Here is a 15130-nt window from a genome sequence, read left to right as displayed (position 1 = left end):
TTAAATAAATAGCAAGCGCAAATTTGAAAACAAACTCTTTTAAAGTTTTTGCCACAAAGGCGCGAAGGCGCAAAGTTTTTAGTTAAAGTAATGATTAATCGTACTGTTTGTCATCTCGACGGAGGAGAGATCACACTAGAAACTCCGCAAACTGAATCGCCAATCTTTGTAGAGTTCCGTGTGTGATCTCTCCTCCGTCGAGATGACAAACTAGACGAAAGTATTCTTGTAAAATGAAAAAAAATGCTCGCAAAGCCATCATGACTTCGCGAGCAAACTTTACTTCAATTCCTTATATCACTTATGTGGTGAGAAAATTAATTGATTATGATTTTTTTAATCAGCGTTTTAGAATCTGTAATGATTTGAACAATATAAATTCCTTTTGCCAAATGACTTACCGATATGGCTGAATCTGTAGTATTTTGTTTTTCGAAAACTTTTTGTCCTTCAAACGAAATAATTTCAATAGAATAAGTCGTATCCAAATTATCAAAACCAACATAGAAGTTTCCGTCAGAAGGATTTGGGTAAATGATAATTTCATCAGAATCAATAATTTCTTCGTCGATTGGTTTCGCGATTTTGCTTGCCAGATTATTGCAAGTGTCAGTTGCATACGAATCCCATTGCGAACTTAAATTGAAAGTTGTCGATGGAGAAGTTACAGTCGATTTTCTTCTTAAAGTAACATCAATAGCGAAGTTAGCCGTTCCGCCGCTAAAAGTTCCAATGATGTCGATTAAAACGCCATTTTTGAATAAACCTACAGCATCATTTCCATTAAACATTAATTCCGTTCCGGAAGTTGAAATATTCGCGGCACTTGTAGAATAACAGGTCGAAGAAATAGAACTGTTTACAATTACGAATTTACTTCCTGTGGTTAAAGTTCCGCTTAAAGCCAAACCAGTACTCCATGAACCCGCTCCATTGGTTTGTTTTTTAATCGTGTAAGCCGATAAGCTCACAGAACTTCCTGTATTATTCGCGATTTCCAGCGCTTTGTTATTTCCAGAACCTTCTATGTATTCAGAGAAAAGCAAATCTGTTGCATTTCCGCCTGTTCCGCTGCTGTTCGTTGTTACGGCAATTGTACTGCTTGACGCAGAAGTATTTCCGGCCGCATCTTTTGCTTTTACATAAATAGAATAACTTGTTGAAGCCGTTAATCCTGTTATTGTTGCTGATAATCCGGAAACTGTTGTTTTGAAAACGCTGTTGGCATAAACATCATAACCTGTAACGGCTACATTATCTGTAGATGCATTCCACGCAAGTGTAATTGATGTTGAAGTTTTTGATGTCGAAGCCAGACTCGTTGGAGCAGTTGGGGCCTGAGAATCTGTAGAAGAAGTTCCTCCCCAAATTTGATTCACATATTCCGGATGATCGATGTATGGATTTCTATTATTTTGACGCCCATAAATGGCATTGTTTCTCGCAATTTCTCTCGCACTTACAGGATCTTGTGCATGCCACGCCAAAAGAACATTTAAGAAAGCTGTTGTAAATACTTTATTGGCAGAACCATCAAACATTGGAAAAGAATAACCAGAAACGGTATTTTCATAACGTGTTGCAAAATAAAAATACATTCGGGCAATATCTCCTTTAAAAGCATTTACAGGTTCAAAAACAGTTCCCGAATATCCCGATACAGAACTTGATCCCAATTTGCTTCCGTTTTGAGAAGTGTAAGTTGCTGAACTCACCGTGCCATGCGGATAGTTGGAACGCATTCCGTTTACTTTTCCGTCGGTTGGCGTAATAAAATGCGCGTCGGCAACCATTGGTGACTGCTCATTAAATACAGATTGCGGAATAATATGTTCTCTGTTGTAGCAATCGCCCTCTACAGAATAATTTCCGCAGCGTTGCGTACTTCCTGTACTATAATTATAAGGATCTGTTCCCGATGGATTTTCAGAATACATGTCCAGAACAGTTCCGTCATTTTCGTAAAAATTATCAACATCAGAAGTTTGATACGTCGTGTACAAACCTGCATAACCGTTGTCAGTATGACCTTTAATAATGTTGTATAATTGTGTTTTTAAAGTGTAACCTGTTCCTGTTGCGGTGTTGTAATAACCACTTGGAATCTGCGCAAAACTGACTGTAAAAAGTAGTAGGAATAAAAAAGAGTAAATTTTTTTCATAAAATAGTTTTTAGGTTTGGTTGAAAATACTTCAAAATAAACTTTTCAATAAATTGATTATGAGAAGTTTAATTTTGTAATTGTAACAAATCTACTACTTTTATAAATACGCTGAGTTAAGGAATGATTATTTTTGGATATATTTTCTTACGGTTGTGTTTTTTTGTCACGAAGGCGCTAAGGCACAAAGTTTTTTTTTCTCATTTTTGTCATTTCGAGGAACGAGAAATCACAAACAGTACGTTTAATGGTTACTTAAAAAAAACTTAGCGTCTTAGCGCCTTCGTGGCAAATCTTTATTTTGGAAAAACATCACTCTGATAAGCGCCCAAATCTGGAGAAGAAGTTCTTGTCGCTCCAATAATATCCAACGGAATTATATACGCCTGATTTCCTTTCGCGAAAGCGGGAGAAGTATTGTCTATATTGAATTTGTTGAGATTAACATTATAAAACTTCGGATTTTCGTTTAAGATAATTTGATTATAATGTTCTGTATCTGTTTTAAACTGATAATCTGGATTTGATGAAGAACTGCTAAATTTTAATAGACAATTGTTTAATTGATATACAAAAGCTGCCGCAGTATTTTTACTCAAATTGAATTCGTTGGTACTCGAACCATAAATAATACAGTTATTGAAAGTTGCCTGAATCAACGGATTCGTTTCGGGAGTTGCGCCAGCCAAACTATTGCTTAAATTCACTGCAAAGTGTGAACTGCTTTGCCAATTATTGTAAAAAGTACAATGCGTAAAACTATAATTTCCGCCATAAACACAAGACAAACTTGCCAAACCAGAATAATTGATGACAATATTTTCACCATTAAGATGAGCATTTTGAGCTAAAATTCCATATTCGGCACAATTGTAAATTTGAGTATTTTTGATTTGAAAAGCTGTTTCATCCTGATTTTGAATTGATAAACCAATCGTTGCATTTTTCAACGTTAAATGATTGATCGAATGATTGGTGCTCTCTTTAGAAAAAATAATAGAACTCCATTGTCCGGGAACATCAGAATATTCAGGTTCCAGACGATCGCCTTCAAAAACAACTTCGTTTTCGAGTTTTTCGGTCGTTGAAACATCTCCGTTAATTTGAAGAGAAGCATTGTTGTCTACAAAAAGTCCTGAATTGGCATGAAAATGAACTCGCGCTCCGGCCTCAAAAATGACAGTTTTACTTTCCGGAACTCCTGCAAAACCATAAATTACATAAGGTTTCTGATTGTTGAAGATCAGCTCATTTCCGTTTACCGCATCATTTTCATCCAAATAAAAACCATCAACTGATTTTCCGTCAATCTCGATTTTTTCTTTTGTTCCGTCAGGATTTTGTTTCGGATAAAGAAAAACGGCATCCTGAATTAAAGTGACCAAAGCTACTTCCTGAAGATTCGAACCGCCATCAAACTGAATTTCATCGGTATATAAAAAATCGGTTGGGTTTGCATCTGTAATATCCGCCGTTGTTTCTATAAAAATATACAAACTGTCTTTGGCTAAAAGCGTTACATCATTGAAGATTTTGCCATTGTTTCCGTTCATTCCGTCAACCGTCATTCGGTATTTAGAATTCAATCCTTTTTTAAGCTGAATGGTTGGAATCGAAATATCATCTTTACTTTTATTGTACACTTTTAGTTGATACGTGCTTGAACCAATATTTTTAAAAACGGTATCTAAATAAACGGTATCTTTTGAAAACTTTAAATCTCCCGAACTGGCAACGGTATCAAAATCAGTTCGGCAGGAACTAAAAGTTATAAGCAAACCAAGAATGAAGAATGTAAAGTATTGACGCATTTTAATGAAGTTGTTTTTTTGCCACAGATTGTACAGGTTTAAATGATTTTCTATTCTTTGCTAATAAAATTTAATCTGTGTAATTTGTATCAAATATTTTTATTGTTCTGTAAAAATAACAAAAAACTTACATGTTTGAAGCTGATTTTAAATAATAGAATTGGATTTTCGAATTTGTAACTCATCTTTTCTTTAATTTTACGATTTTAAAGTCCATTTTAATGAATTATACCAAAGAACAAATATTAGAGCGCTGCAATCAGTTTACCAAAAACACCTTGATGGAGACGCTAAAAATCGAATATATTGATGCAGGCGAAGATTTTTTAGTAGCCAAAATGCCTGTAAACCCAAGCGTTCATCAACCAATGGGACTTTTACACGGAGGCGCTTCGGTTGCTTTAGCGGAGAGTGTTGGCAGTGCAGCGTCTTTCTTCTTTATTGATACAAAATTACAGGAAGTACGCGGCATCGAAATTTCGGCAAACCACTTAAAAAGTATTCGCGAAGGCTGGGTTTTTGGTACAGCACGAATTATTCATAAAGGAAGAAGTATTCATTTATGGGAAATTAAAATTACCGATGAAGAAGGAAATTTAATTTCACTTTGTAAATTGACTAATATGGTTTTAGATAAAAAAGCTAACTAATTATGAACGACTTTTTTTCTACAATCCGAAAACACCAGGAACAAAAATTGCCTTTTGTAATTTATTCTAAACCCAATTCGTCGCTTCTTTTTGCCTTTTTACAGCAAGACGATACTTTATATACAGTTACAGATTACAGCGAACAGGGATTTGTTTTTGCTTCTTTTGATGAGAAACAATTGATTTTAATTCCCGAAAAGCAATCCAAAATTATAAGTACCGAACAAAAGGAAATTAAATTTGATTTTAATGAAATTGATGATTTAGGTTTTGATCCTGAAGCAAAAACTCAATACGAAGATTTAGTTACAAAAGGAATCGACGCCATTAAAAACGAAGAATTCAAAAAAGTAGTTTTATCCCGAAATGAAAAATTGGAATTGACAGATCTTGATTTTGTGATTACTTTTCAGCGTTTGATTCATTTGTATCCAACGACTTTTTCCTATTGCTTTTTTCATCCCCAGATTGGTTTTTGGATGGGAGCAACACCAGAACAATTATTAAAAGCAAATGGAAATGTTTTTGAAACCACATCTCTTGCCGGAACTCAAAAAGCAAATCTGGAAGAAGAAATTCTTTGGCAGCAAAAAGAAAAAGACGAACAGCAATATGTTACTGATTTTATCGTAAAAAGATTGCGCGAAGTAGCGTCATCAGTTATTGTTACAGAACCTTACAGCATAAAAGCCGGATCGATCTGGCATATTAAAACCGATATTTCGGGAGTTTTAAATGATAATTCGACACTTGAAGAAGTTATCGATACCTTGCATCCAACGCCAGCAGTTTGCGGCTTGCCAAAGAAAAAAGCAAAAGCATTTATTATTGAAAATGAAAACTATGACAGAACTTTTTACACTGGTTTTCTGGGAGAATTAAACAGCAGTTTTGCGCGTAAAACAGTAAGTTCTGATTTATTCGTAAATTTACGCAGTATGCAAATTCAGGAAAAAAGCGCCATTTTATACATGGGATGCGGTATTACCAAAGAAAGCATTCCGGAGAAAGAGTGGGAGGAAAGCGTCAATAAATCGATGACGATGAAAAGAGTTTTGAATATAAAAAAGAACAGTAGTTGTTAAAAATAAAAGTTTCAGGTTTCAGGTTTCAAGTTGTTGGAACGTGAACCTGAAACGTAAAACAAAGAAAATAAAAAAGATTATTTAGTTTTCAGCCAAAGTTTAGAACTTGAAACTTAAAACCTGAAACAAAGAAAACAAAAAGCAGATGAAATTAGACATATTAGCCTTTGGCGCACATCCGGACGATGTAGAATTAGGTTGCGCAGGAACTATATTAAAAGAAGTTTCCCTTGGTAAAAAAGTGGGAATCGTTGATTTAACCCGTGGCGAATTAGGAACGCGCGGAACAGCCGAAACAAGAGACGAAGAAGCAAAAGCTGCGGCAAAAATTTTAGGCGTTTTAGTACGTGAAAATTTAGAAATGCGTGACGGTTTTTTTGTAAATGATGAAAAGCACCAGCTTGAAGTTATTAAAATGATTCGTAAATACAAACCTGAAATCGTTTTGTGCAATGCGGTTGACGATCGCCATATCGATCATGGAAAAGGAAGTAAATTAGTTTCTGACGCCTGTTTTTTATCAGGGTTAATGAAAATCGAAACTTCGATCGACGGAGAGAAACAAGAAGCCTGGAGACCCAAAGTGGTTTACCATTATATTCAGTGGAAAAACTTAGAACCTGATTTTGTTGTTGACATTACAGGTTTTGAACAAAAAAAGGTAGAGGCAGTTTTGGCTTATAAAACTCAGTTTTACGATCCGAATTCAAAAGAACCTGCAACGCCAATAACAAGCAAAAACTTTCTGGAAAGCCTAAATTACCGTGCGCAGGACTTAGGAAGGCTTGTTAACAAAGATTTTGCTGAAGGTTTTACTGTCGAAAGATGTTTGGCAGTCAATAGCTTAGAAGATTTGATGTAAAAAGTTCAATATTTTTTCAATTTTTTATTTGCGGAAGTAAACATTAGTTGTATATTTGCAACCGCTAAGCAAAATGGTGGTTGTAGCTCAGCTGGTTAGAGTAGCGGTTTGTGGTGCCGCGGGTCGCCGGTTCGAACCCGGTCAGCCACCCAGAAATTTAAAGCCTTGAAGAAATTCAAGGCTTTTTTTGTGCGCCTAATTTAAATTCTAAATTTTATCCCGAGGCTTCGGGACCAAATTCCAAAAACCAGATTCAAATTTCAAATCCCAACTCCAATTTTGAATATAGCCCGTGGTTTCAACCACGGGGACACAGGTTATGGATCTTGAAATTGAATCGTGAAAATGTATTACGGAAATGTATTGTGTTCCAATGGTTGAAACCATTGGCTATGTTTAAAAGAATAAAGAAATAAATTCCAAAAAATAAATTCCAAATTCCAATCGATTACGATTATAATCCGTGGTTTCAACCACGGGGACGCTACGATCTACAAACAAAACCGCCAATCTTTGTCAAAGTTTAAAACTTTGACAAAGATTACTCCACATAATTAAATGAACTTATATAACTTATATGGTTCAAAAACACACAACATTGGAATATTTATTTTTGTGAAACAAAAAAAGCATGACGTTTAAATCATGCTTTTAGTTGGTTAATTATATTTGGTTTGTATTATCGAATTTCCTCAAAAGTATTTCCCTGTTTAATATCGCCTGTTTTAAAGCCTTTTTTAAACCAGTACATTCTTTGTTCTGAAGTCCCATGTGTAAATGAGTCCGGAACAACCTGACCGCTCATTTTGCTTTGAATGGCGTCATCACCAACAGCATTTGCAGCACTTAAAGCTTCGTCGATATCATCAGTATCTAAATTTTTCTGATTGTAGTGTGTCCATACTCCGGCGTAGAAATCTGCTTGCAGCTCTAATGCAACCGAAAGTTTATTAGCTTCTGCTTCGCTTTTTCCTTCTTGTTCGTGATGCATTTTAGCCGAGGTTCCTAATAAGGTTTGCACGTGATGCCCAATTTCGTGTGCTATAACATACGCAATTGCAAAGTCACCACCTTTGGCACCAAATTTTGTTTTAAGCTCTTCAAAGAAACCTAAATCCATATATACTTTTTGATCTCCTGGACAATAAAATGGTCCCGATGCCGAAGAAGCTCCACCGCAAGCAGTTTGAACAGAACCTCTAAAAAGCACCAATTTTGGGTTTTTATATGTCATTCCGTTTTCTTCAAATATTTTACTCCAGATATCCTCGTTATCAGCCAGAATTACCCTGACAAAGTCCCCCATTTCCTCATCTTCCTTGCTTAATGGTGCAGCGGCTTCAGTTTGTTGTTGACCGCCTTGGACTTGCTCTAAGACATTTCCAATAGTTTGGCCTGTTTCGCCACCAAAAACATTTAATAACAAAATGATTATACCAATAACTCCACCACCAACAGCTACTTTTCCTCCAGAAAGTCCTCTTCTGTCCTCTACGTTATCACTTTGTCTTCTGCCTAGCCATTTCATATTTATTATATTAAAAGTTATTATAAATTTTGTTGTACGAATTTATATATTTTTTTGTAAAATATGTTCTATTAAAATGATTTACTTTATTATTTTATCCATTTAGATAAAGCTTCTTCCACAGTTCCGCGAATGATTGGTTTAGAAATATAATCGTTCATTCCGGCCGAAATACATTTGTTTCGCTCATCTTTCTCGGCGCCTGCCGTAACAGCAATTATCGGAATATTTTTGCCGCTTAAAGTATTTCTAATTGCTTTTGTTGCTTCATAACCATTCATAATTGGCATTTGAATATCCATAAAAACTAAATCAGGATTAATGTTTTCAATTTGATTTACAGCTTCATAGCCATTTTCACATTCAAAAATAATAGTATTTAAATTAAGGTTTTTTACAATTGTTTTTAAAAGAAGCATGTTTACTTTATTATCTTCAACAATCAAAATATTTAGTTTTTTTTGATTAGAATAATAGTTCAATGCATAATCAGGATTTCTGTTTTTTAGAATTTCCTTGTATTTTTCGTTGATACTTTTATGACTAATATTCAAATTCAAATCAAAATAAAATGTACTTCCTTTGTTGATTCTGCTTTCAAGCTGCAAACGGCTTTCCATTAAAGCCAGTAATTGATTCGAGATCGTAAGTCCCAACCCTGTTCCTCCAAATTTTCTCGTTGTAGAACTATCTTCTTGTGAAAAGGCCTTGAAAATTTTCTTCTGATTTTGCTCTAATATTCCAATTCCGGTATCAACAACAGAAAAGCGAAGAATATAATTTTCTTCTGATTTCTTTTCGATTACCGAAACATTTAGTTTTATAGATCCTTCGTTGGTAAATTTTATGGCGTTTGATAAAAGATTGATCAAAATTTGTTTCAATCGCACAATATCTGTCCAGATATATTTAGGAACATTCGGATCAACATTTAATTCAAGATCAAGATTTTTTTGGTTCGATTCAAAAATAATTAAGTCAAATACTTGTCCCAGTATCTTTTGAATATCATACAAATCAATAAAAAGTTCGAGTTTTCCGGCTTCAATTTTAGAAAAATCAAGAATATCATTGATAATTTCAAGTAATGAATGTGCCGATTGATTAATGGTTGTCATGTACTTTTCCTGAATTTCTTCAAGATTCGTTTTCATAAGCAAATGCGTAAAACCGATAATTCCATTTAACGGAGTTCGTATTTCGTGCGACATATTGGCCAGGAAATCCGATTTAGATTTATTTGCTGCTTCTGCCAGTTCTTTTGCTTTTATTGCATCTTCACTTTCCTTGATTTTTGCCTGATTTCTGTTTCGGTCCAACGCCGATGAAATATTATTGGCAAGAGTCTGGAAGATATAAATTTCATCATCAGACCATTTTCTTTCCCGCGTACAATCATCAAAACCAATAAAACCCGAAAAGTTATTATTGGCAAACAGAGGCAAAATCAATATCGATTTAATATTATTGGTAATGAGTAAATTTTTAAAGTAGGTATCTTCCAGATTTCGGGTTAAGGTGCTTAAAACTTTTTTATTTTGAGAGTGCAAGATGATTTCCTTTAAATTGTCTTCGGTAAAATTTTGCAGTTTCGTTATTTGACGTTCAATTCCTTCCCGGGTCCATTTGTATTTTTGGCTGATGGTATTGGTTTCAAAATTTTTTTCGTAATAAAAAATGTGATCTACTTTTGATGCCTTTCCAATAATTTCATAAGTTTCCTGAAACATTTTTTGCGGACTTTTGCTCAATAAAAACTTCTCTGTACAAAGCGCCAAAGCCGATAATAATTCACTTTTAAGTTCCAGTTTTTTCTCGGCCTTAAGTCTCATTTGAGAAGAAATTGCCAGTGAAATTACATCCGAAATTGTTCTCGCATAATTAATATCTTCATTATCCCATTCTCTTTTTTCCTCTGTACTTTCAAAACAGGCAACCCCTGCCAATTGTCCGTTTAAAAAAATCGGGACATCAAGCATCGATTTTATTTTGTTTTTGATGAAGTAAATTTGCTGAAATTCAGATGTTTCCAGTTTATTAAATACATCAGAAGCATTGATGATGGCTTTGCTTTTTAAGGTTTCAAAATAGATTGGATAAGATTCTTTATCGAGAATGTTTTTATCGTTTAAACTTTGATTGTCCTGGCTGAATAAATTTCGACAGGTTATGGTATCGTTTGAATATTTCCAAAAACTAACTCTGTTTGTTTTAGAAACTGTTGCCGCTTCCTGAATAATAAAATCAATTACGGTTTGCAAATCGCTGTAACAGCGAAAATCTGTTGTCGATAATTTTTTGGTCGAATTATTGTAGGCTTCGATTTTTTCGAGACGTCTTTTTTTCTCGTTTTCGATGTTTTTTATCTCCGTAATATCCCTTGCAATACCAGCGTAGCCATTTGTTTCGCCCAAATCATTTTTGCGAATAATAACCTTTTGTGAAATCCATAATTCTTCGCCGTTTTTCTTTATAACCGGAATTTCAATGGTCGGATAATTAAGTTCATTTTGTTCTAAATTCTCATAGAAATCAACAGCATTTTTGATATAATCTTCATGAATAAAATTTGAATAATGATGCGAAATCACTTCTTCTTCGGCATAACCCAAAATAGAATATCCAAATTCATTGATAAAAGTAAAATAACCATCGACATTAATCTCAAAAATAATATCGGTCGCGGTCTGAATCAGGTTTTTGTATTGATCCTGAACGATAATTTGTTCTGTAACGTCTTGCCCAATACTGATAATTAAATCATTAGAGAATTTTTTATCTTTCCATTGAATGTATTTGAATTCGCCGTTTTTACTTTTTAGTTTTCGAATGTAGAGTTTATTGTCAATATAAGTTTTGTGATAATTCTCTCTGATAAATTCCGGATCTTCAGTTAATTTCCAAAATTCCATTGCCATTACTTCGTCTGGCGAATATCCTAAAATTGTTGTTATGGTTTCACTGCTAAATAATACTTCGCCTTTTTTATTTGTGGCAATCGTTAATGAATTCCCTTTATGAACGATTTCGTTTGTAAACCTGAAATTATCTCTGTTGTTTAGTAAAACGGCATAATTTACGTGATTAATAATGAAAACAATAATGCAAAAATTGATCAGTAAAATTGATGATTTTAATGGAATTGCATGGAAAACTAAGGTTGTAATCAGGTATAAAAATACGATTGATACGAAAGTCCAATAAATTTTTATGGGTTTTAAAATACTGTAGGAGAAAAAAAACGAAAGTAGAAAAGTAATAATCGGGATAACATCATTTTGCAGATATATAATGTTACGGGCAACATAGGCAATGTAAATGAAGAAGGAAATAATGAAAATTCTCTGGGTTCGGTCCCGTAGAAATTTGATTTTATCTGTAACTAAATAAAGCAGTAAAACTGAAAATCCGATAATTACATTAAAAACTAATAAACTTCGTGGCCGAATCTTGAATATTTCATTAATAATTTCGATTACAATAATTGAAATTCCAAAGAATAAAGCATACAATTGATATTCTCTATGTGCGGTTTCGTTTTCCAGTTTTTTCTCGATGAAGTAGCCAATTTTAGCTTTAATTCTAAAAAACTGATAAATCAATAAACCTATAAAACCGAATAATGACAGCCCCAAAATGATGAGTTTGGGATTATTGTAGAAAATAATATCGGATTTAAAAACAAACCAATTTGTGGCAATCGATTTTAAGGCATCACCAAAATTGGCGATTCCTAAAATCGATGAGTTAAAAAAACTATAGTTTTCTACCATAGTATTTGGGGTATGTTTTGGTTTAGTAATAGCAATTTGGAATTTTCTGAAAAGAGTAGGTCAGGCTCTTTTTGTTCTCAGAATCTTCAGTTTTTATTCTGAATCAGATCCAATTGAATCAATTGAATTCTCTTCTTCTATATTTAATATAGCGCTATATAAAGCGTATTTTACCGAATAAGTGATAGGAATTGTAAAGGCTACGCCAATACAACAGCCAATTAAACCAATGGCAGAGCCAATGCCGGCAACAAAAAGCAAAAGGATTATTGTAAATGGTTGTTTGCTAACGATAATAATGCTTGATTTTATGGCGTCTATAGCGTTTAAATCTCCAAAAATAATTAGAGGTATTGCTAATGAGGTAAATATAGTGATTGCCAGTGCAATAAAAGTATCAACAAGAATAATTCCAACCATATTAAAGAGAACGGAAATGAAACCACTTACTAGTGAAATTAATAATGTTGAGATAAAAAGCTGTCCAAAATGACGTGATGTGTAATAGGTAAAAACTGTAGAAAATTTAAATTCTTCATCTCTGTCTGCACAATATGCCATTTTTAAAAAACCAGCAGTAAACGGACTAAAAAGTGCTGCAAAAAAAGCAATTACTACGCTGTAAATAGCCAGTACAGATGTTGATGTTTGCTCGTTTTGAAGGTTTTTTAAAAATTCTTCATTAAAATGCTGAACTCCATACAATGAAACCAAAAGCCCTCCGCCAAGAAAAAACGCTAAAATCGAAAATACCAAAAGTATTAATCCCGCATAAAGCGCTATTTTTTTATAGTTTTCGAAAGCATGGTTAAAAACAGTAGAAAAGTCTAAGAAATAGCCATTATTTTTAATGTCTTCAATTTGATCAAGTGTAGATTTCATTTTTTTTTAAGTAGAATTGTTTTATATTCCAGTGGTATTTAATTATTGAAACGTAAATATAATATTTTTAATCAAATGCGTACGAAAATCTACAAAATAGTACGAAATTGTTTTGGCATTTATATCCAGTCTAATAAGCGTTTAAGGGAAGCCAGTTTATCTTTGTAAGGTGCATAACGCATTGGTAAATCGATCCAATTGCCTTTTTTGACTACTCCTTTTTGATGTGTAAAAATGTCAAAACTCAATTGGCCGTGATAAGCACCAATTCCGCTATGGCCAACACCGCCAAAAGGCAGTCTTTTATTAGAAAAGTGAACAACAGTATCATTGATGCAACCTCCTCCAAAAGAATAAGTTGCAATTAATTTTTTAGTAAATGATTTATTTTCGCTAAAAATATAAAATGCAAGAGGTTTCTCATAACGGCTTACAACATTTTTAATTTCGGTTTCTGTTTCGTAAGTTAGAATAGGTAAAATAGGACCAAAAATTTCTTCTTTCATAACCTGACTTTCCAATCCTGGTTCTTCAATAAGTGTTGGTGCGATATAAAGCTTATTAGCATCTGTTTCTCCTCCAAAAATCACTTTTTCAGATTTAAGCATATTGGCCAGTCGCAACCAGTTTTTAGTATTTATAATTCGGGCAAAATCCGGCGATTTTTCCATTTTTTTGCCATATGCTTTTATAATTTCTTCCATCATAAAAGTGATGAAATTGATTTTCATATTTTTTTGAATCAAAATATAATCCGGTGCAATGCAAGTTTGACCGGCATTAATAAATTTTCCCCAGACAATTCTTTTTGCAGCCAATTTTAAATCGGCAGTTTCATCAATAATACACGGGTTTTTTCCGCCTAATTCGAGCGTAACCGGTGTGAGGTTTTCTGCAGCAGCTTTGGCAACGATTTTTCCAACGGCAGCGCTTCCTGTAAAGAAAATATAATCCCAGCGTTTTGCCAATAAGCTGTTTGCTGCTTCAACTCCGCCCTGAACGACATCAACATGTTTTACATGAAATGTTTTTTGTATGATTTTTGCAATTATCGAAGAAGTATTTGGAGTAAGTTCTGACGGTTTTAAAATTACTCTGTTTCCCGCTGCAACAGCAGCAATCAAAGGGCATAATGCTAGTTGAAAAGGATAATTCCACGGCGCAATTACCAACACTTTTCCGTACGGTTCTTTATAAATATAATCGGTTGAAGGAAAATTGAGAAGAGAAGGAAAAACACGTTTTGGTTTTGCCCATTTATGAATGTTTTTGATCGTGTCTTTTAGTTCCGAAATAACATAATTAGTCTCTGTTAAAACAGCTTCAAATTCGGGCTTTTTAAAATCATCATATAAAGCTTTTACAATTAAATCTTCGCTTTTCTGAATGTTATATAATAATTTTTTGAGCGTTTCTTTTCGGTATCCGATATCATTTTTATAGTCCATTTTACGATCAGCTTGTTTTTTTTGCCTATGCAAGTTAATCGATAAAATTTAAAAAAATAAGAAAATAATCATAAAATCATAATGCATTCCAAATGGTTTCGTCGGGAGTTGGTGCAACAATCGTAATATTTTCTTTTGAGACAGGATGTACAAAAACTAATTTTCTGGCATGAAGATGAATTCCGCCATCAGGATTACTTCGGTCAAAACCGTATTTTAAATCGCCTTTTATAGGTGAGCCAATTGCAGACAATTGTGCACGAATTTGATGGTGGCGACCTGTGTGAAGATTAATTTCCAGAGCTACATAATTTTGAAGTTCTTTAAAAACAGTATAATCCAGACTGGCAATTTTGCTATCGGGAACTTCTTTTAAATGTGCTTTTGAAGTATTATTTTTTTCGTTTCGTTTAAGATAATGAACCAATTTGGCAGTTGTTTCCAAAGGTTTATTCTTGACAACTGCCCAATAGGTTTTTTGTGTTTCGCGATTGCTGAACAATTCGTTCATTCGTGTTAAAGCTTTACTGGTTCTGGCAAAAACCACGATTCCGGTTGTAGGCCGGTCCAAACGGTGAATTACCCCCAGAAAAACGTCGCCAGGTTTATTGTATTTGTCTTTAATGTATTCTTTTACAACATCAGATAGAGGTTTGTCCCCCGTTTTATCACCTTGCACAATATCGCCTACGCGTTTGTTAACCACAATAATATGATTGTCTTCGTGTAATACCTGAAGGTTATTTTTATCTGAGATTATTTTCATTATTTAGACTTTCGGGGAATTTTAGATTTCTGATTTTAGATTGAAAGAATTCGGCTAAAGCCATTTTGATGAAATTAAAATTTACCTCCAGCTAAAGCAGGAGGCTATTCAATTTCCAATACCTTTGTTCTGAAGCTTCGGGATTGTTGCTTTGAGCCTTTGT

10 protein-coding genes and 1 tRNA gene are annotated in these 15130 nt (G+C 33.9%); 4 read left to right on the top strand and 7 right to left on the bottom strand.

Annotated elements, in window-relative coordinates; translation table 11 throughout:
* Nucleotides 1-317 precede the first annotated feature (317 nt).
* The gene (locus BUE22_RS12085) at nt 318-2162 is read right to left on the bottom strand and encodes an endonuclease (protein WP_073395253.1); all 1845 of its coding nucleotides are present in this window, start codon (nt 2160-2162) and stop codon (nt 318-320) included.
* 296 nt (nt 2163-2458) lie between these two features.
* The gene (locus tag BUE22_RS12080) at nt 2459-3973 is read right to left on the bottom strand and encodes a hypothetical protein (RefSeq protein WP_073395252.1); all 1515 of its coding nucleotides are present in this window, start codon (nt 3971-3973) and stop codon (nt 2459-2461) included.
* Nucleotides 3974-4194: 221 nt separating this feature from the next.
* On the opposite strand from BUE22_RS12080, the gene BUE22_RS12075 reads away from it, so the two are divergent.
* The 4 genes from BUE22_RS12075 (at nt 4195) to BUE22_RS12060 (ending at nt 6720) form a co-directional block, all read left to right on the top strand.
* Entirely contained in the window at nt 4195-4623 is a 429-nt protein-coding gene (locus BUE22_RS12075) for a PaaI family thioesterase (protein ID WP_073395251.1), read from the top strand.
* A 2-nt stretch (nt 4624-4625) separates the two neighbouring features.
* A complete protein-coding gene (locus BUE22_RS12070; RefSeq protein WP_073395250.1) occupies nt 4626-5708 on the top strand; it encodes a chorismate-binding protein in 1083 nt (360 codons plus the stop codon).
* Nucleotides 5709-5853: 145 nt separating this feature from the next.
* Nucleotides 5854-6570, top strand: coding sequence for a bacillithiol biosynthesis deacetylase BshB1 (gene bshB1, locus BUE22_RS12065; protein WP_073395249.1), 717 nt, complete (start codon nt 5854-5856; stop codon nt 6568-6570).
* Nucleotides 6571-6646: 76 nt separating this feature from the next.
* A tRNA-His gene (locus BUE22_RS12060) sits at nt 6647-6720 on the top strand.
* A 529-nt stretch (nt 6721-7249) separates the two neighbouring features.
* Here BUE22_RS12060 and ypfJ read toward each other — a convergent pair.
* From ypfJ to BUE22_RS12035, 5 genes are all read right to left on the bottom strand, one after another.
* The gene (gene ypfJ / locus BUE22_RS12055) at nt 7250-8098 is read right to left on the bottom strand and encodes a KPN_02809 family neutral zinc metallopeptidase (protein WP_073395248.1); all 849 of its coding nucleotides are present in this window, start codon (nt 8096-8098) and stop codon (nt 7250-7252) included.
* An 89-nt stretch (nt 8099-8187) separates the two neighbouring features.
* Nucleotides 8188-11871, bottom strand: coding sequence for a response regulator (locus tag BUE22_RS12050; RefSeq protein WP_073395247.1), 3684 nt, complete (start codon nt 11869-11871; stop codon nt 8188-8190).
* Between the two features lie 93 nt (nt 11872-11964).
* A complete protein-coding gene (locus tag BUE22_RS12045) occupies nt 11965-12753 on the bottom strand; it encodes a hypothetical protein (protein ID WP_073395246.1) in 789 nt (262 codons plus the stop codon).
* Between the two features lie 119 nt (nt 12754-12872).
* Complete coding sequence (locus tag BUE22_RS12040) at nt 12873-14201, bottom strand: aldehyde dehydrogenase (RefSeq protein WP_073395245.1); 1329 nt, start codon at nt 14199-14201, stop codon at nt 12873-12875.
* Nucleotides 14202-14277: 76 nt separating this feature from the next.
* Complete coding sequence (locus BUE22_RS12035) at nt 14278-14967, bottom strand: RluA family pseudouridine synthase (RefSeq protein WP_073395244.1); 690 nt, start codon at nt 14965-14967, stop codon at nt 14278-14280.
* Nucleotides 14968-15130: the final 163 nt, after the last annotated feature.

It is taken from the genome of Flavobacterium pectinovorum (genome assembly GCF_900142715.1).
Classification (GTDB): domain Bacteria; phylum Bacteroidota; class Bacteroidia; order Flavobacteriales; family Flavobacteriaceae; genus Flavobacterium; species Flavobacterium pectinovorum.
Note: the sequence above shows the minus strand (reverse complement) of the source record. Positions and strands in the feature narration are given on the sequence as shown.